This window comes from Microbacterium sp. KKR3/1 (genome assembly GCF_021272365.1).
Classification (GTDB): Bacteria; Actinomycetota; Actinomycetes; order Actinomycetales; family Microbacteriaceae; genus Microbacterium; species Microbacterium aurugineum.
The window spans coordinates 159359-181918 of sequence record NZ_JAJSDW010000003.1; the positions used below are offsets into that span (position 1 = coordinate 159359).

Annotated in this window: 18 protein-coding genes; 5 read left to right on the top strand and 13 right to left on the bottom strand. The window is 70.0% G+C overall.

Annotated elements, in window-relative coordinates; all coding sequences use genetic code 11:
• Positions 1-104 precede the first annotated feature (104 nt).
• From LVJ59_RS15630 to rsmA, 4 genes are all read right to left on the bottom strand, one after another.
• Positions 105-1118 (bottom strand): LacI family DNA-binding transcriptional regulator, encoded by a 1014-nt coding sequence (locus tag LVJ59_RS15630; protein WP_047519167.1) that lies wholly within the window; start codon positions 1116-1118, stop codon positions 105-107.
• Positions 1119-1236: 118 nt separating this feature from the next.
• A complete protein-coding gene (locus LVJ59_RS15635; RefSeq protein ID WP_131491566.1) occupies positions 1237-2169 on the bottom strand; it encodes a 4-(cytidine 5'-diphospho)-2-C-methyl-D-erythritol kinase in 933 nt (310 codons plus the stop codon).
• Positions 2170-2176: 7 nt separating this feature from the next.
• Entirely contained in the window at positions 2177-3244 is a 1068-nt protein-coding gene (mgrA, locus tag LVJ59_RS15640; protein WP_131491565.1) for an L-glyceraldehyde 3-phosphate reductase, read from the bottom strand.
• Complete coding sequence (rsmA, locus tag LVJ59_RS15645) at positions 3241-4134, bottom strand: 16S rRNA (adenine(1518)-N(6)/adenine(1519)-N(6))-dimethyltransferase RsmA (protein WP_131491564.1); 894 nt, start codon at positions 4132-4134, stop codon at positions 3241-3243. Before rsmA ends, mgrA begins: the two co-directional genes overlap by 4 nt.
• A gap of 54 nt (positions 4135-4188) precedes the next feature.
• Here rsmA and LVJ59_RS15650 point away from each other — a divergent pair, with 54 nt between their 5' ends.
• A complete protein-coding gene (locus LVJ59_RS15650) occupies positions 4189-5448 on the top strand; it encodes an MFS transporter (RefSeq protein WP_232763715.1) in 1260 nt (419 codons plus the stop codon).
• A gap of 136 nt (positions 5449-5584) precedes the next feature.
• On the opposite strand, the gene LVJ59_RS15655 is transcribed toward LVJ59_RS15650, so the two are convergent.
• The 4 genes from LVJ59_RS15655 to rsmI form a co-directional block, all read right to left on the bottom strand.
• On the bottom strand, positions 5585-6460 hold the full coding sequence (locus LVJ59_RS15655) for a TatD family hydrolase (protein ID WP_232763716.1): 876 nt from the start codon (positions 6458-6460) through the stop codon (positions 5585-5587).
• 14 nt (positions 6461-6474) lie between these two features.
• Positions 6475-8052 (bottom strand): methionine--tRNA ligase, encoded by a 1578-nt coding sequence (metG, locus tag LVJ59_RS15660; protein WP_232763717.1) that lies wholly within the window; start codon positions 8050-8052, stop codon positions 6475-6477.
• Positions 8053-8116: 64 nt separating this feature from the next.
• The gene (locus LVJ59_RS15665) at positions 8117-9658 is read right to left on the bottom strand and encodes a molybdopterin-dependent oxidoreductase (protein ID WP_232763718.1); all 1542 of its coding nucleotides are present in this window, start codon (positions 9656-9658) and stop codon (positions 8117-8119) included.
• Between the two features lie 69 nt (positions 9659-9727).
• Positions 9728-10558: a 16S rRNA (cytidine(1402)-2'-O)-methyltransferase gene (gene rsmI / locus LVJ59_RS15670; RefSeq protein ID WP_232763719.1), complete on the bottom strand. Its 831-nt coding sequence runs from the start codon at positions 10556-10558 to the stop codon at positions 9728-9730.
• Positions 10559-10620: 62 nt separating this feature from the next.
• Here rsmI and LVJ59_RS15675 point away from each other — a divergent pair, with 62 nt between their 5' ends.
• Together LVJ59_RS15675 and LVJ59_RS15680 are read left to right on the top strand one after the other, a co-directional pair.
• Complete coding sequence (locus LVJ59_RS15675; RefSeq protein WP_232763720.1) at positions 10621-12174, top strand: dolichyl-phosphate-mannose--protein mannosyltransferase; 1554 nt, start codon at positions 10621-10623, stop codon at positions 12172-12174.
• Positions 12175-12221: 47 nt separating this feature from the next.
• On the top strand, positions 12222-12440 hold the full coding sequence (locus LVJ59_RS15680; protein ID WP_131491560.1) for a hypothetical protein: 219 nt from the start codon (positions 12222-12224) through the stop codon (positions 12438-12440).
• A 3-nt stretch (positions 12441-12443) separates the two neighbouring features.
• On the opposite strand, the gene LVJ59_RS15685 is transcribed toward LVJ59_RS15680, so the two are convergent.
• From LVJ59_RS15685 to LVJ59_RS15700, 4 genes are all read right to left on the bottom strand, one after another.
• Positions 12444-14246, bottom strand: a complete 1803-nt coding sequence (locus LVJ59_RS15685) for a thioredoxin domain-containing protein (protein WP_232763721.1) — start codon at positions 14244-14246, stop codon at positions 12444-12446.
• 33 nt (positions 14247-14279) lie between these two features.
• Positions 14280-14849: an FMN reductase gene (msuE, locus tag LVJ59_RS15690; protein WP_232763722.1), complete on the bottom strand. Its 570-nt coding sequence runs from the start codon at positions 14847-14849 to the stop codon at positions 14280-14282.
• A gap of 86 nt (positions 14850-14935) precedes the next feature.
• On the bottom strand, positions 14936-15772 hold the full coding sequence (locus tag LVJ59_RS15695; RefSeq protein WP_131491557.1) for an aldo/keto reductase: 837 nt from the start codon (positions 15770-15772) through the stop codon (positions 14936-14938).
• Positions 15773-15825: 53 nt separating this feature from the next.
• Complete coding sequence (locus LVJ59_RS15700; protein ID WP_232763723.1) at positions 15826-16419, bottom strand: TetR/AcrR family transcriptional regulator; 594 nt, start codon at positions 16417-16419, stop codon at positions 15826-15828.
• A gap of 122 nt (positions 16420-16541) precedes the next feature.
• Between LVJ59_RS15700 and LVJ59_RS15705 the strand changes: the two genes are divergently transcribed.
• A complete protein-coding gene (locus LVJ59_RS15705; RefSeq protein ID WP_232763724.1) occupies positions 16542-17327 on the top strand; it encodes an SDR family NAD(P)-dependent oxidoreductase in 786 nt (261 codons plus the stop codon).
• A 69-nt stretch (positions 17328-17396) separates the two neighbouring features.
• Here the strand turns inward: LVJ59_RS15705 and LVJ59_RS15710 are convergent, their stop codons facing one another.
• Entirely contained in the window at positions 17397-18560 is a 1164-nt protein-coding gene (locus LVJ59_RS15710) for a heparan-alpha-glucosaminide N-acetyltransferase domain-containing protein (RefSeq protein WP_232763725.1), read from the bottom strand.
• A gap of 43 nt (positions 18561-18603) precedes the next feature.
• Here LVJ59_RS15710 and hrpA point away from each other — a divergent pair, with 43 nt between their 5' ends.
• On the top strand, positions 18604-22521 hold the full coding sequence (gene hrpA / locus LVJ59_RS15715) for an ATP-dependent RNA helicase HrpA (protein ID WP_232763726.1): 3918 nt from the start codon (positions 18604-18606) through the stop codon (positions 22519-22521).
• The last annotated feature ends 39 nt before the right edge of the window (positions 22522-22560 follow it).

The following is a 22560-nucleotide window of genomic DNA, read 5'->3' on the forward strand; positions in this document are numbered from 1 at the left end:
CCGTGACCCCACCGCGATCCGCGCGATCCCGCGCCTCCAGGCGAGGCCAGGGATCGAAAGGATTCGATGATCTCGAACGTCGCGCGGAGCGCGGTACGAAACCGTCAGCGAGCGGCGGCGGACTCGCGCGCGCGCAGGACCGTCTGCAAGGGGCCGAAAGCCGGCGCTTCCTCGCCGCGGATCTGCGCGAGGAGGATCCGCACGGCGCGCCGGCCCAGCTCCGGGAAGTCCTGATGAACCGTGCTCAGTGTGGGAGCCACATGCGCGGCGACCGGGATGTCGTCGAACCCGATCACGCTCACGTCGTGCGGCACACGGAGTCCGGCGTCGCGGAAGCCGTGCATGAGCCCGATCGCCATCAGGTCGTTGGCAGCGAACACCGCCGTGAAGTCCCGCCGTCGCGAGAGCTCCTTGCCTGCGAAGTACCCGAAGTCGGCGGTCCAGTCCCCGCGGATCGGCGGGAACGTCGGCAGATCCGCCTCACGCAGACCGTCGAGGTAGCCGCGCATGCGCGACTCCGCCTCGATCCAGTCCTGCGGGCCCGCGAGGTGCAGGATGTCGCTGTGGCCGAGGGAGATCAGATGCTCCGTGGCCGCCCGGGCCCCCGCCACCTGATCCGCCGACAGGCTCACCCCGTCGGAACCCGACGCGGTCTGCAGCGTGACGAAAGGCATGTCGACCGACATGCCGCGGAGGACATGGAACACGCGCACCTGCGGGGCGAGCACCACGATGCCGTCCACCTGCTCGCGCGCCAGCTGGCGCACCGCATTGCCGATCGCCTCCGGCGTCGTCGCCGGGAGGTTGAGGGTCGAGACCGCGTAGCCTTCCTCGCGTGCCGCATCCTCGATGCCCGCGATCGAGGAGGTCGGCCCGAACTCCCCGATCGTCGCAGACAGGATCCCGAGCACGTTCGACTTGCTGGTCACCAACGCGCGGGCGGCGAGGTTCGGCCGATAGTCGAGCACGGAGATCGCGTCGAGGACCTTGGCCTTCGTCTCGGGGCGGATGCTCGGGTGGTCGTTCAGGACTCGGGAGACCGTCTGATGAGACACCCCGGCGAGGCGGGCGACATCGCGGATGCTCGGCTGCCGCGCACGCTCGGCTGCACTGGACATCAGGTGCCTCCTCGCGTGTGCACGGTCACATCGTCACTTCATTATGTCTGCCGGGGCGCGCGGGTGCATCTTTCGAGCACGGTCGCTGCGCAGGACGGTCGTCCGCGGGCACCGCCGGTCAGCCGATGATGCGGGCGCCCGGAACCGGGCCGTGCACGTGCAGGGGATCGAATCCGGACGCCCGCAGAGCGGACTGCACGTCTTGGGCCGTCTCCGGATCGGGGCACAGGAGCGCCACGGTCGGCCCCGAGCCGGACACGATGCCTTGCAATGCTCCGGCGGCGACCCCCTGCGCGATCGTGTCGGCGAGATCGGGACGCTCGGAGAGGGCTGCGGGCTGCAGATCGTTCTCGAGACACGCGGCGAGCTGCCCCGGGTCGCCCGACCGGAGCGCCTGCAGGACCGGGATCGGCACGTCGAGCGACAGCGGCGGATCATCGGCGAGCGCGCCCTCCTCCTCGCGCAGCTGGTCGAGGCGCCCGTAGACGACGGGCGTCGACAAGCCCTCCTCACTGGGCACCAGGATCCAGTCGAAGCGTCCGCGGGCGAGCGCCGGGTTCAACTGGTCGCCGCGCCCGGTTCCGACCGCCGTGCCGCCGTGCAGGGCGAACGGCACATCCGCGCCGAGACGGGCGGCGAGGTCATGCAGCCGTGCCTGTGACAACCCTGTTCCCCACAGCGCATCGCAGGCGACCAGGGCGGCAGCGGCATCCGCCGAGCCTCCGCCCATGCCGCCGGCGACCGGCACGCTCTTGCGGATCTCGAGGGCGACTCCGCCTCGATGATCCACGGCGACGGCGAGGAGCTTGGCCGCGCGCATCGCCAAGTTGCGGTCGTCCAGCGGAACCGAGTCGACATCCTCCACCCCGGAGACGGTGACCGAGAACTCGTCAGCGGGGCGCGCGATGACGTCTTCGTAGAGGGACACCGCCTGGAAGACCGTCGCCAGCGCGTGATACCCGTCGTCGTGCCGACCGCCGACCCCGAGGAAGACGTTGATCTTGCCGGGTGCGCGTACGTGCACGGAGTCGGTGGACGCGGCGAGGCTCATGAGCGGATCACAGTTCCGAGGACTTCGCCCACAGATTCACGTCGATCGCGCCGGCCAGCTCGTCGATGCGGGCGAGCTCCTCCGTCTGGAAGGCGGGTCCGTTCACCGCGGCGATGTTCTCGTCGAGCTGTTCGGGACGCGAGGCGCCGATCAGGGCGGAAGCCACGACGGGGTTGCGCAGCGTCCACTGCAGCGCGAGCTGGGCGAGGGACTGACCACGCCCCTGCGCGACCTCGTTCAGCGCTCGCAGCGTCTGCACGGCCTCGTCGGTGAGGCGCCCGTCCGGCAGCGAACCGCGCTTCTGCGCACGCTCCGCCGTGCCGTCCCCCAGGTACTTGTCGGTCAACAGCCCCTGTGCCAGCGGCGTGAAGGCGATCGCACCCAGGCCCGACTGCTCGAGGGTGTCGGTCAGGCCGTCTTCCACCCAGCGGTTGAGGATCGAATACGCGGGCTGGTGGATGACCAGCGGCGTGCCGAGGTCCTTCGCGACCGCGACGGCCTCAGCCGTGCGCTCGGCGCTGTAGGACGAAATGCCCACATAGAGCGCCTTGCCCTGACGCACGAGGGTGTCGAGCGCCCCGATCGTCTCGGCGATCGGGGTGACCGGGTCGACCCGGTGCGAGTAGAAGATGTCGACGTAGTCGAGACCCATGCGGGTCAGCGACTGCTCGGCGCTGGCGAGGATGTACTTGCGGCTCGCGAAGTCGCCGTAGGGGCCGGGCCACATATCCCAGCCGGCCTTCGAGGAGATGATCAGCTCGTCGCGGTACGGACGGAAGTCCTCCGCGAAGATGCGACCGAAGTTCTTCTCGGCCGAGCCGTAGGGCGGGCCGTAGTTGTTCGCCAGATCGAAGTGCGTGATGCCGCGGTCGAACGCGTGGCGCAGCAGTGCGCGTTGGTTGTCGAGCGGGATGTTGTCGCCGAAGTTCCACCACAGCCCGAGCGAGATCGGGGGCAGATACAGGCCGGACGTGCCGACCTGGCGGTAGGCGAACTGCTGATAGCGGCTCTCGTCCGCGGCATACGGACGGTGCAGCTCGGGGACATCGGGGCGGAAGCGGGGGGAGTCGGTCACGGTGCCAGATTACTGGGTGAGGCGACGTCGTCGTCGAGCACATCGGACGCCGCCGCCTGCTGCGCGATCCGGTGGTAGTCCTCGACGGTGAGATCTTCACCCCGCGCCGTCGGTGCGACACCGGCGGCGATCAACACTTCGGACGCCGCTGCGGAGCTGCCGAAGATCCCCGACAGAGCCTGGCGGAGCATCTTGCGGCGCTGGTTGAACGCCGCATCGACGATCCGGAACGTGCGGCGACGCTCCTCCTCGGTCCCCCGCTCCCCTTCGGAACGGTCGAAGCCGACGAGCAGGCTGTCGACGTTCGGCACCGGCCAGAACACCTGGCGGGAGACGGTGCCGGAGAGCTTCCACTCGCCGTACCAGGCGGCCTTGACGCTGGGCGACCCGTAGATCTTGGAGCCCGGCTCGGCGGCGAGCCTCTCGGCGACCTCGGCCTGGACCATCACCACGCCGCGTTGCAGGTAGGGGAAGCTCTCGAGGAAGTGCAGCAGCACCGGCACCGACACGTTGTACGGGAGGTTCGCGACCAGCACGGTCGGCTCCCCGGGCAGTTCGGTGATGCGCAGGGCGTCGGCGTCGACGACCGTGAGCCGCTCGGCCTCCACGCCGTGCGCGGCGGCGGTCTCGGCGAGTCGCGCGGCGAGTCGGTGATCGATCTCGACCGCGGTGACCGAAGCCCCGGTCTCCAGGATTGCCAGCGTGAGCGAGCCGAGTCCGGGGCCGACCTCGACCACGCGCTCGCTCGGCTGCACGCGGGCCGCCTGCACGATCTTGCGGACGGTGTTGGCGTCCGTGACGAAGTTCTGGCCGAGTTTCTTCGTCGGAGTGACGTCGAGCTCCGCGGCGAGGCGGCGGATCTCGGTGGCGCCGAGCAGGGTGACGGTCATCCTCCCATTGTCCCCCACGCGGCAGATGTCCCCCGCCGTCAGTAGTCTTCTCTGGTGCCATCACTCGGAGAGATCGTCGCCCCACGTCGCATGGGCCGGGATTTCCGCTGGCTGCTCGCGTCGTCGTGGACCAGCAACGTCGGTGACGGAGTGGCCCTCGCCGCCGCGCCCCTGCTCATCGCATCGATGACGTCATCGCCCATGCTGGTGGCGACGGGGGCGATCCTGCAGTTCCTCCCGTGGCTGCTCTTCGGCCTGCACGCCGGGGCGATCGCCGACCGCTTCGACCGCCGCCGCCTGGTCATGCTCGCGAACGCCGCACGCGCGGTGGTCCTCGTCGCGCTGTGCGTGTTCCTCGTCACGGGCGTCGCGAACATCTGGATCGTGCTCGCCGTCGCCTTCCTGTACGGCACCGCCGAGGTGTTCGTCGACACGACGGGGAGCACCCTCCTGCCGATGCTCGTGAAGCCCGCCGACCTCGGCATCGGCAATGCCCGCCTGCAGGCCGGCTATCTGGTCGCGAATCAGTTCGCCGGTCCCCCGCTGGGCGCGTTCCTGTTCGCCGCGGGCATGGCCTGGCCGTTCCTGCTCGAAGCGGTGTGCGTGACACTCGCGGTCGTCCTCATCTCCCGCATGGCGAAAACGCCCGTGCCGCCCCGAGCCGCCGAGGCCCACTCGCCCGTGCACACCGACATCGCCGAGGGGCTGCGGTGGCTGTGGCGCAATCCCCCGGTGCGGATGCTCGTGCTGATCATCCTCGTCTTCAACATCACGTGGGCAGCCCCCTGGGGTGTGCTCGTGCTCTACGCGACGGAACACCTGCAGATGGGCGCCGTCGGGTACGGGGCACTCACGACCGCATCGGCGGCGGGCGGGATCCTCGCGACCCTCAGCTTCGGGTGGCTCGAACGGCACGTGTCCTTCGCCACCCTGATGCGCATCGTGCTCTCGCTCGAAGTGCTCATGCATCTGTCGTTCGCGCTGACCACCACCGGCTGGGTCGCGCTGGTCATCATGTTCTTCTTCGGCGCGTACGCGTTCGTGTGGGCGACGATCTCGACCACCGTCCGGCAGCGGCTGGTCCCCGCTGAGCTTCAGGGCCGCGTGGCCTCCGTGAACATGGTCGGAGTCTTCGGCGGCATGATCGTCGGGCAGGCGCTCGGCGGCGTGATCGCCCAGGTCTGGGGCCTGACCGCCCCGTGGTGGTTCGCGTTCGGCGGCGCGGCACTCACACTGCTGCTGGTGTGGAAGCCGATCTCACACATCGTGAGCGCGAAGCCGGTTGCCGATCCCGATCCGATCGACGCCGCCTGATCCTTCCGCCCATCGCCGACCGGGCATCCGCTGCGCACTTGTCGGGAGGATGGGCGCTTGTCGGGAGGAATCGCCCTTTTGCTCCGACATATGAGCAAACTCCCGACACGTGTACTGCGAAGCCGGTGGAACAGGTTCAGACGAACGAACCGTAGATCCTGAGCGTGTTCTCGGCGAGCTGGGCGCACAACTCATCCACCTCCACACCGAGCTCGGCCGCCATGAAACGCACCGTGATCGGGACGAGGTAGGGCGCGTTCGGCCGGCCCCGCAGTGGCACGGGGGTGAGGAACGGCGCATCCGTCTCGACCAGGAGGCGATCGAGGGGCGTGACCTTCAGCGCGTCGCGCAGGTTCTGGGCGTTCTTGAACGTGACGTTGCCCGCGAACGACAGGTGGTAGCCGGCGTCCGCGCAGATGCGTGCCATCGCGTCATCTCCCGAGAAGCAATGGAAGACCGTCCGCTCTGGAGCACCGACACGGGCGAGGGTCTCCAGCACCGCGTCGTGCGCATCCCGATCGTGGATCTGCATGGCGATGCCGTGCTTCTTCGCGAGATCGATGTGCGCCTCGAACGACTCGAACTGCGGAGCCCGTCGCTCCGGTTCCGTGCGGAAGAAATCGAGCCCGGTCTCGCCGATCGCGCGAGTGCGCGGATGCGCGGCGAGTTCGTCGATCACCGCGATCGCCTCGTCGAGACGCCCCTCCTCCGCATACGTCGGTGCGTCGTTCGGATGGATCGCGACCGCAGCCAGGACTCGCGGATCGGCGGCCGCGGCCTCGACCGCCCACCGCGAGGACTCGATGTCGCCGGAGGCCTGCACGACACCGGCGATGCCCACCGCCGCCGCCCGATCGAGCTGCTCGGTCAGCGACAGCGGCTCGTCGCCGTCCACGATCTCCAGGTGCGCATGGTTGTCGTACACCGGAACCGTCAGCGGCTCGGGGGCGGCCGGGTACTTCAGATCCTTGCGTCCGTCGCCCGGGCGCTCGCGCACATAGGTGTCCGCCATCTCGTCCGACCGGCTCAGGCCGTGGACTCCACCCGCGGGAACAGCGGTGCGAGGCCGTTGACGCTGGTCCCGGGGCGCAGCACGCCCCAGGCTCCGGCCTCGCGGATCGGCTGGTCCTGCAGACGGCCCAGGGTCTCCGCAGCACCGAGCGCGATCCAGAGCTTCTCGGTCGACTGAGGCATCACGGGCGACAGCAGCACGGCGAGCGCACGCAGCCCCTCCGCGCAGGTGTAGAGCACCGTGCCCAGACGCGCGCGCTGGTCCTCGTCGCGGGCCAGCGCCCACGGCTCGTTCTCGGTGATGTAGCCGTTGAGGGCGTCGACGATCGTCCAGATCGCGGCGATGGCCTCGTCGATGCGGAACTGCGTGACCGCCGCATCCGCGTTCGCCGCCGCCTCCGCGACGATCTTCTGGATGGCGAAGTCCTTCTCGGTGTACTCGGCCGCCGGCGGCACGATGCCCTCGAAGTACTTCTCGATCATCGCCGTCGTGCGCGAAGCCAGGTTGCCGAAGCCGTTGGCGAGCTCAGCCTGGTAGCGCGCGGACAGGTCTTCCCACGAGAAGGACCCGTCCTGTCCGAAGGCGATCGCGGAGAGGAAGTAGAAGCGGTAGGCGTCGGACCCGAAGACATCGGTGATCTCGGTCGGCGCGATGCCGGTCAGCTTGGACTTCGACATCTTCTCGCCGCCGACCAGCAACCAGCCGTGCGCGAAGACGCCCTGCGGCACCTCGAGACCGGCCGCCATCAGCAGAGCGGGCCAGATGACGGCGTGGAAGCGCAGGATGTCCTTGCCGACCACGTGGTAGGCGGGCCAGCGACGCTCGAAGGTCTCTTCATCGGAGCCGTAGCCGACGGCCGTGGCGTAGTTCAGGAGCGCATCGACCCACACGTAGATGACGTGCGACTCGTCCCACGGGAGCGGGATGCCCCAGTCGAAGGTCGATCGCGAGATCGACAGGTCTTTGAGGCCCTGGCTCACGAACGACACCACCTCGTTGCGCGCCGAGTCGGGGCGCACGAAGTCGGGTCGCGTCTTGTAGAGCTCGAGCAGCCGGTCCTGGAACTCGCTGAGCTTGAAGAAGTAGTTCTTCTCCTGCAGCAGCTCCAGCGGCTTCGAGTGGATGGCGCACACCTTCAGGCCCTCGAAGGGCCCGGTGCCGTCGACGATCTCCGACTCGGGCTTGAACTCCTCGCAGCCCACGCAGTAGAGCGCCTCGTACTCGCCCGCATAGATGTAGCCGCGGTCGTACAGGCGCTGGAAGAACGTCTGCACGTTCGTCTCGTGGCGCTCCTGGGTGGTGCGGATGAAGTCGTCGTTGGCGACGTCGAGCGTCGTCAGCAGCGGGAACCAGCTCTCGCTGACGAGCTTGTCGACCCACTCCTGCGGCGTGACGTTGTTCGCCGCGGCCGCCCGCAGCATCTTCTGGCCGTGCTCGTCGGTGCCCGTGAGCATCCAGGTGTCGTCGCCCGCCTGGCGGTGCCACCGTGCGAGCGTGTCGACGGCCACCGTCGTGTACCCGTGGCCGATGTGGGGCACGTCGGACGGGTAGTAGATGGGTGTGGTGATGTAGAACGATTCGCCTGCGGGCATGGAGCAATTCTAGGTGGGATGCGGGGCGTGGTTACGCCGTGTGGGCGGCGGTCGCATCCCGCTCTCAGGCCACCGAGACGTCGATGCGATGCCAACCCTGTGCGCCGTCGGGGGCGGGAGCCGCAGGATCGGATGTCTGCGTCTCGCCGTCGACGTTGAGCGCCCGGCACTGGATGGTGTGCGTGCCGCTCTCCGCGACCCAGTCGAGGCTCCACTGCACCCACGTGTCGGTGGAGATCGCGGTCGCGAGCTCGGCCGCCCGCCACGGCCCGTCGTCGATACGCACCTCCACTCCCGCGATGCCGACGTGCTGCTGCCAGGCCATCCCCGCGATGACCGCATCCCCCGCGGTGACCTGCTGCCCGCGGCGAGGGACGTCGATGCGCGACTGCAGCTTGATGGGTCCGCGCTCGGACCATCCGCGTGTCGTCCAATAGGCGGTGGCGCGGTCGAACCGCGTCACCTCCAGTTGCGTGACCCACTTCGTGGCGGACACGTAGCCGTACAGCCCCGGCACCACCATCCGTACCGGGAAGCCGTGTTCGATCGGCAGGGGCTCGCCGTTCATCCCGATCGCGAGCAGCGCATCGCGGTCGTCGGTGAGGGCCTCGATCGGTGTGGACGCCGTGAACCCGTCGGCCGAGGTCGAGAGCACCATGTCGGCATCGGCATCGACCCCCGCGCGCGCGAGCAGATCCCGCACCGGGAGCCCGAGCCAGCGCGCGTTGCCGATCAGGGATCCGCCGACCTCGTTCGACACGCACGCGAGCGTGACGTCGGACTCCTGCATCGGCAGCGCGAGCAACTCGTCCCAGGTGATCTCCATCTCGCGCTCGACCATCCCGTGGATGCGCAGCGACCAATCGGCCGGGTCCACCCGCGGCACGATGAGCGCGGTGTCGATGCGGTAGAAGTCCGCGTTCGGAGTGACGACAGGGGCGAGGCCGGGGATCCCCAGCTCGGCACCGGCAGGAACCGCCGCTGCTGCGCGTGCCGCCGAGGGCAGCCGCAGCGCGTCGCGGACCGCTTCGATCGATCGGCTCGCGCCGCGCGCGACGTTGCCGACGATGAGCGCGACGGCACCCGCTGCGGCGACACCCGCGGTCCACAGCAGGAATCGTCTCCGGTCCTCGTCGTCGGGTCCGAGCCCTGCGACCGGACGCAGTCGGGCGATCAGGAGGCGCAGGACGACCACTGCGACGAGACCGGCGACCAGCCCGGGCAGCCAGGCGAACGGCCCCGCGCCGGGGCGAACCATCGCCGCGACGACGGCGAGAGCACCGAGCGCCCCCAGGACCACGGCACCGACACCGGACCGTCGTCGCTCCAGGATTCCCGCGACAGCGGCGACGACCACGAGCACCACGGCGATGCCCACGATCAGGGCCGCCTTGTCACCGGTGCCGAACAGCGCGATGGCGGTGTCCTTCGCCCAGCTCGGAGCGAGGTCGATGAGCCCGCTGCCGATCACGGCGAACGGGCTCGCACTCGGCTCCACCACCGCGGCGACGAGTTCCGCCAGGCCGACGGCGAGGAACGATGCGCTCAACCCCGCTGCGGCGGCGCGGAACGTGTCCTCCCTCGTCGCACGCGTCGGGTTCGTCATGACCTGAGGGTAACGCGGCGGACGTTCCCGGATTCCCCGCAATTCTTACGAACCGCAGTCGTGGCGATCTCAGGCACCCGCCCCGGAGCGGGCAGCGAGGGCGGCCTGGTAGAGGTCGCGGGAGGAGAGACCGGTCAGCGCGGCGACCTCGGAGGACGCGTCCTTCAAGCGCACGCCTTCCGCGACCAGCCTCTGCACCTGCGCCAGAGCATCTGCCGGGGAGGCGTCCCGGCGCGCGGCTCCTTCGACGACGACGACGATCTCGCCCTTCACGCCGCTCTCGGCCCACTCCTGGAGCTCGGCCGCGGTGCCACGGCGGACCTCCTCGTACAGCTTCGTGAGCTCACGGCACACCGCGATCCTCCGCTCGTCACCGAACGCAGCGCCCATGTCGGCGAGAGCGCTCGCGAGCCGGGCCGGAGACTCGAAGAAGACCATTGTGCGCGGCTCGGCGGCCAGGGCGCGGAGGGTCGATCGCCGCTCCCCCGGCTTGCGCGGGAGGAACCCCTCGAACGTGAAGCGGTCGGTCGGAAGTCCCGAGATCGCGAGCGCCATCAGCACGGCGCTCGGACCGGGGATCGCGGTGACGGTGACCCCCTGCGCCACGGCCTCGGCCACCAGCCCGTAGCCGGGGTCGCTGACGGTCGGCATTCCTGCATCGCTCATAACCACGATGTCGGTCTCCGCCGCGAGCGCAGCCAGTTCGGCGGCCTTCTGCTTCTCGTTGTGGTCGTGCAGTGCGATCAGACGAGGACGATTGTCGATCTGCAGTGCCTTGAGCAGACGCTGCGTGGTGCGGGTGTCTTCCGCGACGACGACCTCCGCGTTCTCCAGCACCTCCACGAGGCGTCGCGACGCGTCGCCCAGGTTTCCGATCGGGGTGGCGGCGAGGATGATCACCCGCCCAGCTTAGGCGCGCCGGATGCAGCTCCCCCGAAAGGGGCGTTGTCTAGGCTGGAGCGGTGACCGCGCCCGACCCGCTCCTGCCCGCCCCCGAGGCGCGGCTGACGCACTACGGACGGTTGCGGGACCGGCTGCTGCAGGACCCGGACTGGGGCGGCGCGATCCGGTGGCTCGCGCCGCTGGTGATCACCGCGGTGGCGGCGGTGCTGCGCCTGGTCGGCGTGTCCCACCCGCATGAGCTCGCCTTCGATGAGACCTACTACGTCAAGGACGCCTGGTCCCTGTGGACGCTCGGCTACGAGGGCACCTGGGGTGGCGAGGCGAACGAGGCGTTCGCGACCGGGCAGAACCTCCCGCTCTCGGATGCGGGCTCGTTCATCGTGCATCCCCCGCTCGGCAAGTGGCTCATCGCGCTGGGCATGGCGATCGGCGGGCCCGAGAACAGCGGCGGATGGCGTCTGGCCACCGCGATTCTCGGAGCGGGCTCGGTCCTCCTCGTTTATCTGATCGCGCGGCGTCTGAGCGGATCGGTGGTCGTGGCATCCGTCGCCGGAACGCTCCTGGCGATCGACGGCCTGAGCATCGTGATGAGCCGGATCGCGCTGCTCGACGGCATCCTGACGTTCTTCGTCCTGCTCGGCGTCCTGTTCGTCCTCATCGATCGGCAGCGCACGATCCCGCAGCTCGAGCGACGCGATCCCGAGACGCCCGACCCGTTCTGGGGGCCGGTGCTGTGGCGCCGGCCGTGGCTGATCGCCGCCGGTGCCGCCCTGGGTGCGGCTTCTGCCGTGAAGTGGTCAGGCTTGTACGTCCTCGCCGGTTTCGGCCTCTACGTCGTGGTGACCGACGCGTTGGCGAGGCGTCGAGCCGGCGTGGTGCTGTGGCCGACCGCCGCCGCGTTCCGGCAGGGGCCGGTCTCGTTCGTCCTGTTCGTCTTCCCCGCGCTGGCCGTGTACCTGGTCAGCTGGACGGGGTGGCTCCTGACCTCGGGGGGCTACGACCGGCAGAGCGACCCGAACCCGCTGCTCGCGCTGTGGAAGTACCACGAATCGATGCTCGGCTTCCACGTCGGCCTGAGCCGCGGACACCCCTACGCGAGTCCCGCCTGGGAGTGGCCGTTCCTGCTGCGCCCGACGGCGGTCTGGGTGGATTCCGATCCCACCGGCTGCGGCACGGACCACTGCATCGGCGTGATCTCCGCCGTCCCGAATCCGCTCATCTGGTACGGCGGGGTGGCGGCAGCGGTGTACCTGCTCTACCGGCTGGTGCGGAGCTGGATCACCCGACAGCCGATCGCGCCCGCGCTGACCGTCCCCCTGGTCGGCCTGGCGGTGACCTACCTCCCGTGGCTGATGTTCCCCGAGCGCACGATCTTCCAGTTCTACACGGTGGTGATGATGCCGTTCCTCGTGCTCGCGCTCGCCATGACGCTGCGGATCATCGCCGGACGACGCGAAGACCCCTTGTACCGTCGGCAGTCCGGCGAGCGCACGGTGCTGATCTTCCTCGCGTTCGTCGTTCTCGTGTCGGTGTTCTTCCTGCCGCTGTGGACCGGTATGAGCGTGCCGTACCAGTTCTGGCTGCTGCACAACTGGCTGCCCGGCTGGGTGTGAGCACCGCGCTGTCGATCCACCGAATCACCGGGCGCTAGGCTCGCCGCATGGGCAGCCCCTCCGGATTCGAGTTCGCGGTGCGCGGTGACGACGTCGTCATCCGCCATCGCGGCGTCACCGCGACCGTACTGCGCGGCGCACGGGCCCAGGAGTTCCTCGCGCAGGCCGCGAGCGGCGACGCGCAGCTGCTGATGGCGCGCGTGACCGGGAACTACCGCCGCGGCAACGAGCGCACCGCCCGCCGGCATCCGCGCAACCAGAACTGACCGTCACCGCCCGATCGACACCTCGGCCGGGTCGCTCACGGGCAACCGGCACACGAACGCGCGGCAGTCATAGGCGCATTCCTCCACCGCGTCCTTGCCCTCGAACAGGCTGAATCCGGCATCCGTGAACGCCCGCGCCTGATCGGGCGCGACCACGGCGACGACTTCGGCATCCGCACCCCTGCCGGCGAGGCCGAGCGCACTGTCGCGCGCTCCGGTGACCACGACGAGTTGGCGCGGCGGGATCGCGAGGCCCGCAGCCACCCGCAGCAGGGTGCCGTGGGCGAAGGGCTGCTCCAGCGCCCGCGCGGCCAGCAAGCTCACCGTCGACACGGCAGCGGCGCGATACCGGTCCCCCGCTCCCAGCCACCAGGCGGTCAGTGCGGCACCGGCCACGGCCGCGGCATCCGAGGGCAGGTCGCCGTCGGTCTGGTCGGGCGAGGTCGCGATCCCTTGGGCCGACAGCAACGGATCCTCCCCCGCTGTGCCCTCCAGTGCGTCGTCGAGGATCCCGCGGGCCGCCACCGCCCAGGTCGCCTCGCCGGTGGCCAGGGCCAGAGAGAACAGACCGTCGGCGAGAAGGCCACGATCCGCCGCGGTCGCAACCGCGGCAGAGGCCCGCCCCTCGAAGGACGCGCGGACGAGAGCGCCGTCGGCATCGCGGTTGACCCGCAGCACCTCGTCGGCGGCGGACGCGGCGGCATCGATCCAGCTCCGCTCTCCGAAGGTCGCCCCGGCCCGGGCGAGCGCACCGATCGCGAGGCCGTTCCACCCGGTGATCACCTTGCCGTCGACAGCGGGCCGCGCAAGGCCCGCACGTTCGGGCAGCGCACGCCGGTAGTACCCGCCCTCGCTGCGAGCGCCCTCGACCCACGACTCCGAATCCTGGGCGGCACCGAACCCGCCGCCGTCTCGCTGCAGGACCCCGGTCAGGAATGACACGATCCCGCGGACGACGTCCTCCTCCCCCGCGTCGCGCGCGACGTCGAGCAGCTGCGCGTTGTCGGTCAGCATCCGCTCGTAGTGCGGCACCGTCCAGTCGCGCTGGGTGGCGTAGCGGAAGAACCCGCCGTCGGCATCGCGCAGGTCCGATCGGGTCATCGCGGCGAGCGCGCGCCCCGCTGACGCCCCCGCCTCCGGAGCACCCTCCCGCACGAGCGGATGCTGCAGGAATCGCAAGGTGGTGGCGACGGGGAACTTCGGGGCGCCGCCGAAGCCACCGAACTGCTGATCCTCCCGCCGGGCGATCGACTCCGCAGCCGTCGCGATCGCGACCACGTCCGGGAGTTCGGAGGGCGTGGCCTCCGCCGCACGGGTGAGCGCATCGGTCACGGCATCCGCCGACTCCTCGGCCTGCACCCGCCGCAGCGCCCAGGCCTCCCCGACCGCGATGAGGACGTCACGGAACGCCGGCATCGGCGGCTGAGCCTCCGGCGGCCAGTAGGTGCCGGCGAAGAAGGTGCGCCCGCGCGGGGTGGCGAAGACCGTGAGCGGCCAACCGAGGTTCTGGGTGAACGCCGAAGCCGCGGCCATGTAGGCACCGTCGACCTGCGGATGCTCCTCGCGATCAACCTTGACCGCGACGAAGCCCTCGTTGATCCGCGCGGCGGTCGCCGGGTCGGCGAACGATTCGCGTGCCATCACGTGACACCAGTGACAGGTCGAGTAGCCGATCGAGATCAACAGCGGCACATCGCGTCGCCTCGCCTCCGCGAACGCTTCCTCGCCCCACGGGTACCAGTCGACGGGGTTGTCGGCATGCGCACGGAGGTACGGGCTGAGGGTGTCGGCGAGCCGGTTGGTCATGCCTTCACGCTACGCCGCGCGACGGTGACGCGGTCAGCCGACCAGCAGCTCCACCGGACGGGAGGCCGCGTAGCCGACCAGAGGCAGGGCACGATCCGCGGCCAGTGCGATGCGGGCGCGCAGCACGTCGGAAGCGATCTCGTAGCCGTCGAAGTCCGTGTTGCTCGCGTACACCCCGAGCGGAAGCGTGAGCGCCTGGAAGAACGCGAACAACGGCCGCAGCTGGTGCTCGATGATCAGGGCGTGCTTCTCCCCGCCGCCGGTCGCGGCGAGCAGCACGGGCTTTCCCACGAGGTCGTATTGACCGACGAAGTCGAACAGGTGCTTGAAGAGCCCGGTGAACGAGGCTCGGTAGACGGGGCTGCCCACGATGAGCAGGTCGGCGGATTCGATCGCCTGCAACTGCGCTTCGATCTCCGGCGCCAGCTGGTCACGGTGCAGCGCACCCGCCAGCCCGGGGCCGATCTGCGTCAGCTCGATGAGCTGCGCCTCGACGTCGGCGCGCTCGGCGACGGCGGCCGTGATCGCGCGGACCAGGGCGGTGGTCTTGCTGGGCTCGTGCAGGGATCCCGACACGGCGACGACGCGGAACGGAGCTGTCATGCCTCGACGGTACTCACGACGACGCCCCCTGTCGCGCACGGCGACACGGGGCGTCATCTGGGCCCGAGAGCCCCGGTATCACGGGGTCAGTTGACCTCGTCCGGGTGCGACCCCACGCGGCCTGAGCCGTCGAGCGGGTCGAGGGCGTCGATCGCCGCGACCTCAGCGTCGGTCAGTTCGAAGCCGAACACGTCGAGGTTCTCGCGCAGGCGCTCGGCGCGCACCGACTTCGGGAACACGATGATGCCCTTCTGCAGGTGCCAGCGCAGCACGGCCTGTGCCGGGGTGACACCGTGCGCCGCGGCGGCATCCGCGACCGCGGGCGTCCCGAACAGGTCGTACTTGCCCTGCCCGAGCGGACCCCATGCCTCGATGCGCACGCCGTTGGCGTCGGCCCAGGCGACCACGTCGCGCTGCTGGTAGGCCGGGTGCAGCTCGATCTGGTTCACTGCGGGAACCACGCCCGTCTCCTTCACCGTGCGCTCCAGGTGGGGCACGAGGAAGTTCGAGACGCCGATGCTGCGGGTGAGGCCCGCGTCGCGCAGCTCGACCAGCTTCGCGAACGCGTGCACATAGTCGTCCTTAGCCGGCGTGGGCCAGTGCACGAGGTACAGATCGACCTTCTCCAGACCGAGCTTCTCGAGACTCTCGGCGATGGCCGCGCGCGGCTCCTCGTCGTGGTGGCGGTCGTTCCAGAGCTTGGTCGTGATGAACAGGTCGTCGCGTGCGATGCCCGAGGAGGCGATGGCGGCGCCCACGCCCTCTTCATTGCCGTAGATCGCCGCGGTGTCGATGTGGCGGTAGCCGATTTCGAGCGCCTCGCTCACCGCACGCTCGGTGTCTGCCGGCGGCACCTTGAAGACGCCGTAGCCGAGTTGCGGGATGGAGTTACCGTCGTTCAGTTCGAGTGCAGGAATGCTCATCGCCCCAGCCTAGGACCGGTGTGGGACAGTGCGGCCCGGATGAACAAAGGAAGTCAGTCGAGCCCGTGGAGCGACGCGGACATCGCCCGGAACGCCGCGACGGCGCGCGCCGCAGGACGAGGTCCTTCCGGGTCGGCCGCCCACTGCTCGAGCCCCACGCGCACGGCGTCCGTCGCCACCGCGGCCGCCAGCCTCGCGTCCCACTCGGCGACGCCGCGCTCCTGCAGGATCACGCGGAGCCGCCGCTCGGAGTCGTCGTTCACGCGCAGCCACACGTCGCGCAGCGCCGCGTCGTCCTCGAGCCCGCGCAGCACACTGAGCATCGTCTCGAGTTCGAGCCCCTGCCCTTCGCCCTCGATGAGCTGCGACTCGATGACGGCGGGAACCTGCTCCCGCAGCGCTCGTGCGTCGACCTGCGCGAGGGCCTCCTGCCATCGCTGCGCGCCGATCGTGAGGATCGGCGTGATCGCATCTTCCTTGCGGGCGAAGTACCGGTAGAAGGTGCGGACCGAGACGCCGGCGCGAGCGGCGATCTGCTCGGCGGTGACTCCGGCGACGCTCTGCTCGGCGAACAGCCCTGCGGCGGCCGATGCGATGTCGCGTTCGGTCGCGGCCTTGCGACGTTCGGTGAGGGTCGAGGTCTCCACAGTCACAGCGTACGGGAATGCCTCGAGCTCTTGACAGGTTGAGCCTTTTTGGCACATCGTGCCATCTAGGCATAATCTGCCCAAAGATCGTCGACAACACGACACCACCAGAAGGGAAGATCATGAACCGCTACGAAGGACGTCGGGCGCTCGTCACCGGCGGAGGATCGGGCATCGGGCAGGCCACGGTGCTGCGCATGCTCCGCGAGGGCGGCAGCGTCGTCGCCGCCGACGTCAGCCCCGCCGGCCTCGAGGACACGGTGGCCAAGGCCGGCCCGCTCGCCGACCACCTCACGACCGTCACGATGAACATCGCCGACGAGGCGTCCGCCGTCGCGGGCGTCGCCGAGGCCGTCACCGCCCTGGGCGGGCTGGACGTCCTGGTGAACGCCGCCGGCATCCTGCGTTCCTCGCACACGCACGAGACGACCCTCGACCAGTTCGAGGAGGTCATCCGTATCAATCTGGTCGGCACTTTCCTGGTGATCCGCGAGGCCATCCCCGCGCTGATCGAGGGGAACGCGTCCGCCGTGGTCAACTCCAGCTCGACCTCGGCCGGTTTCGCGCACCCGTACATGGCCGCCTACGCGGCCAGCAAGGGCGGGGTGCAGTCGCTGACCCACGCCCTCGCTGCCGAGTACGCGAAGAACGGCATCCGCTTCACCGCGGTGCAGCCCGGCTCGATCTCGTCGGGCATGACCGACGGCTCGGGCCGGAGCAACCAGAGCAACGGCCCCGGCCTGCCCGCGGACGCCGACATGAGCCTGTTCATGAAGCTCTCCCCCGCCATCGGCCAGGGCTTCGCCGGACCGGAGTCGGTCGCCGGAGTCGTCGCGATGCTCGCGAGCGAGGACGGCGCCTTCATCACCGGCACCGAAGTGCGCATCGACGGCGGCACCCACTTCTGAGAGACCGCGGGCGGGGCGCGCCGGACCCGATGACGGCTCGCCCCGCCGGCACTCGGACCGCTACGGGGCTCAGCGCCGCGGGACCGCCGCCATCGCCGCGGCGCCGCGGCCGACCAGCCGCTCCAGCGGACCCCGCCCGAGGAACATCGACCAGACGGTCGTCGCCAGGAGCAGTCCGACCGCCGTCGCCGCCCAGAACGCGTTGCTCGAGAAGAACGTTCCGGGGCCCCCGATCACGACGATCGACAGGACGTGCGCGCTGTATGCCGTCAGTGGCATGGAGCCGAGCGCGCCCAGCGGGAGTGCCACCCAGCGCAGTGGGCGGCTCAGCAGCAGGCACAGTGCGATGACCGCGAGCGCGAAGCCTCCGGAGCCGAGGATCTCGGCCGTGCCGCCGCTGTGCGGCCCGGCCGCGAACACCGCCGTGAGCACGGCGCCGAGCGGATCCGTCTCGGCGAGCGCCTGCGGATAGTCCCCCCATCCGCTCGGCGCTCCGAGAAGGCTGTCGGAGCCGGTGATGCTGCCGCTGCTGGATCCGACGATGCCGGCGCCCTGTCCGATCGCCCCGAGCCCGTCCCCGACCACGGCCAGACCGACCCCGACGCCGAGCGCGATCACGGCGGTGTGCACCCGCTCCACCCGGAGGCGTCCGAGCGCCATGCCTCCCAGCACCAACGCCAGCCAGACCGTGATCGGATAGGTGCCGTACAGCACGAAGCCGATGCCTGACCCGAAGGGGTGCAGCATCACCGCGTTCAGGAAGGAGAGCAGCGCGGGCCCGAGGAGCGCGAGCACGGCCGCTCCGGTCAGCAACTGCCAGGGCCGCCAGCGCAGGAACGGGATCACCGCGACGTACAGGAGCCCATAGAGGGTGAGGATGATCGCGATCGGGGTGTTCAGCATCTCCAACGCCAGGCCGATCACGAAGATCACCGCACCCCGGCCGATGAGATTCAGTCGGATGCCGGGGATGCGCTCGCGCTCAGGCAGCGTGCTGCGCCCGGTCATCAGCGCGATCGAGACTCCGGCGAGCACCGCGAACAGGATCGACGAACGCCCGTTCACCAGAGAGGTCCACGTCGACGGTTCGAACCAGTCGAACGAATCGGTCTCGCCGATGTGCGCTCCGACCATGCCGAGGATGGCCAGGGCCCGGGCGACATCGAGGCCGAGGATGCGCGGAGGTCGCCCGAACTCGCGGAACCACCGGACGGGAGGCAGTGCGTTGATCACCCGTTGATCGTAGGGGGCCGAACCCGTCATACGATGGAGGGCTATGTCCTCCCCTGTGATCTCCTACCCGCCGGAGCTGCCCGTCAGCGCAGCCAGGGCCGAGATCGCCGACGCCATCCGCGACCACCAGGTCGTGATCGTCGCGGGTGCCACCGGATCCGGCAAGACGACCCAGCTGCCGAAGATCGCCCTCGAACTCGGGCGGGAGCGCATCGCCCACACGCAGCCACGCCGCCTCGCGGCCCGCACCATCGCAGAGCGTGTCGCCGAAGAGCTCCAGGTCGAGCTCGGCACCCTGGTCGGCTACAAGGTGCGTTTCACCGACAAGGTCTCCGATGCCACCCGCATCGCGCTGATGACCGACGGCATCCTCCTCAACGAGATCCACCGCGACCGACTGCTCACGCGCTACGACACGATCATCATCGACGAGGCGCACGAGCGCTCCCTCAACGTCGATTTCCTCCTCGGCTACCTCTCACGCATCCTGCCCGAGCGCCCCGACCTCAAGGTGGTCATCACCTCGGCGACGATCGATCCGGAGAGCTTCGCGAAGCACTTCGCGGCGGCCGACGGCACCCCGGCTCCGATCATCGAGGTGTCCGGGCGCACCTATCCCGTGGAGATCCGTTACCGCGGACCGTCGGAGGACCCCGACGACGACGATCAGGCCGGCGACCCGGAGGACGAGGTGTCGGCGATCGTCTCGGCGCTGCGCGAGCTCGACCGGGAGGCGCCGGGCGACGTGCTCGTGTTCCTGCCCGGCGAAGCCGAGATCCGCGACGCGGCCGACGCCGTTCGCGGCGCCTACGCGAACGACCGCGCCCCCACGGAGGTGCTTCCGCTGTTCGGACGCCTCTCCGCCGCAGATCAGCACCGGGTGTTCGAGCGCAGTCGGGTGCCTGGCGTGCGCCGCCGGGTGATCCTCGCGACCAACGTCGCCGAGACGAGTCTCACCGTTCCCGGCATCAAGTACGTGATCGATACCGGCACCGCCCGGATCTCGCGCTACAGCAACCGATCCAAGGTGCAGCGCCTGCCGATCGAGGCGATCTCGCAGGCCTCGGCGAACCAGCGCTCGGGCCGCGCGGGCCGCACCAGTGACGGCATCGCGATCCGCCTCTACTCGGAGGAGGACTTCGACCGGAGGCCGGAATTCACCGAGCCCGAGATCCTGCGGACGTCACTCGCATCGGTCATCCTGCAGATGCTCTCGCTCGGCTTCGGCGACATCAGCGCCTTCCCGTTCCTGACCCCGCCCGACTCCCGCGGTGTGAAGGCGGCGTTCGACCTGCTCACCGAGCTCGGCGCAGTCGAGCCCTCCCGCCGTGACGGCTCCCCGCACCTCACGCGCACGGGGCGTGAGATCTCGCGCATGCCGATCGACCCGCGGTTCGCGCGGATGCTGATCGAGGCGGGACGCACGGGATCGGGCGGCTCGGTCACTCGCGACGTGCTCGCGATCGTCTCAGGAATGACGATCCAGGACGTGCGCGAGCGGCCGGAGGAGCGCCGCGAGGAGGCCGACCGCCAGCACGCACGCTTCGTCGACCCGACGAGCGACTTCCTGACCTTGCTGAACCTGTGGAATCACCTGCGCGAGCAGCAGCGCGAGCTCGGCTCGAGCGCGTTCCGCCGACTCTGCCGCTCCGAGCACCTCAACTACGTGCGGGTGCGGGAGTGGTTCGACGTGCACCGTCAACTCCGCACCCTCGTGAAGACCCCCGACCGCCCGCGCGACGAGACCGGGACGAGCGACCCCGACGCCATCCATCGCGCCCTGCTGTCCGGCCTGCTCTCGCAGATCGGCATCCTGGACGAACGCACGGCACCCGCCGGCAAGTCGCACTCCCCCGCGAAGGAGCCGAAAGGCCGCCGCATCGCGGAGTATCGGGGCGCCCGCGGCATCCGCTTCTCGATCTTCCCCGGGTCAGGGCTGCGCAAGAAGAGTCCTCGCGCGGTGATCGCCGCCGAGATCGTCGAGACCTCGCGCACGTTCGCCCGCACGGTCGCCGCGATCGACCCGGCCTGGGCCGAACCCCTGGCGGGCGACCTCGCCAAGCGGCAGGTCACCGAGCCCCACTGGTCGAAGGATGCCGGGGCCGCGGTCGCCTTCGAGAAGGTGACGCTGTTCGGGCTCGAGATCATCCCGCGACGGCGCGTGCAGTTCGCGCGCATCGACCGGGCGGCGTCGCGCGAACTCTTCGTACGGCATGCGCTCGTCGAGGGCGAGTGGGATCCGACGCGCATCGACAAGCGGGTGAGTGCGTTCTGGCGCAGCAACGCCGAACTGCGCAAACGCCTCGAGAAGCTCGAGGAGCGTGAGCGCCGTCGCGACATCCTCGCCGGCGACGAGGCCGTGTTCCGGTTCTACGACGAACGCATCCCCGCCGAGGTGTTCGATGTGCGCTCCTTCGAGAGCTGGTGGCGCGATGCCATGGCCACCACGCCGAAGCTGCTCGTGATGCGCGAGAGCGACCTGATCGACGACGAGGAACGCGCGGATCAGCGCGAGTTCCCGACGCGGTGGACGCAGGGCGACCAGGTGCTCGGTCTCGCGTACCGGTTCGAGCCGGGCGCCGACGACGACGGCGTCAGCGTGGTCGTTCCGTTGCCGCTGCTCGCACAGATCGAGGACCGCGGTTTCGACTGGCAGGTTCCGGGGCTGCGCGCCGAACTCGTGACGGGGCTGCTGCGCGCGCTCCCCAAGGCGATCCGGCGCCATGTCGTCCCCGCCGCCGACTGGGCCGAGAAGTTCGGCGCCGAGCTCATCGAGGAAGGCCCGGAGTCGCACGGCGGACTCCCTCCGCGCACGCTCAAGGAAGCGCTCGCCCGACGGATCCAGCCGCTCGCGAACCAGCTGGTGTCCGCGACCGACTTCGACGACGAGCGGGTTCCTCCGCACCTGCGCATGAACTTCCGCGCCGTGGACGAGCGCGGGAGGATCGTCGGCTCCGGCCGCGATCTGCGGGCGCTGCAGACGCGACTCTCCGACCGTGCGCGCAGCAGCGTCGCCCGTTCGATCGCCGCCCCTCCCCGATCCGGGAGCTCCGGTGGAGGTCGCGGACCCGAACGCGTCGCCGCGGCTCCGGTTGAGCAGACCGGACTCACGGGGTGGACCTTCGGAGACCTGCCCGAGGTGCTCGACACCCGGGTCGCCGGCGGTGTCGTGCGCGCCTATCCCGCCATCGTGGACCAGGGCAAGAGCGTGTCGGTGCGGGTCGAGTCGACCCCGGAGGCCGCTGCCGCCTCCACCCGCGACGGCGTGCTGCGCCTGGTACTGCTCGGTGTGCCCTCACCCTCCTCGTATGTGCAGGAGCACCTCACGAGTCAGGAGAAGCTGGCACTCGCCGCCTCGCCGTACCCGTCCGCCGCCGGCCTCATCGAGGACTGCCGGGCGGCCGTCGCCCGCAAGGCGATCGAGCGTGTCGTGCCGGACGGGATCGTGCGCAACGCGGCGGACTTCGCGATGGTGCGCGACGCGGTCTCGGCCACGCTCGTCGATGATCTCTTCGCGTGCGTCTCGCTGGTCGCGCGCATCCTCACCCGATCCCGCGACGTCGAACGCGGCATCAAGTCCCAGAATTCGCTCGCGCTGCTCGGACCGCTCAACGACATCCGCACCCAGCTGAGCGGCCTACTGCATGCCGGTTTCGTCTCCGCCGCCGGCGTCGACCGTCTCGCACAGTTCCCCCGCTACCTGGAGGGGATGCTCGACCGCCTGAAGACCCTCGCCAGCGAGCCGGGGAAGGACCGCGCCCGCATGACCGAGTACGAGCGCATGGCGAACGCGTTCGAGGACGCCGGCGGCACGATCCCCCTCCGCCGCGACGCGACGCCTTCGCTCGTCGAGGTGCGCTGGCTGCTGGAGGAGTACCGCGTGAGTGTGTTCGCGCAGCGCCTGGGTACCGCGCAGCCGGTGTCGCCGCAGCGCATCATGAAGGCGCTCTCGGGTCGCTGACCCGCGAGCACGGGCGCCTGGCGCGGGCCCGGCGCGGGT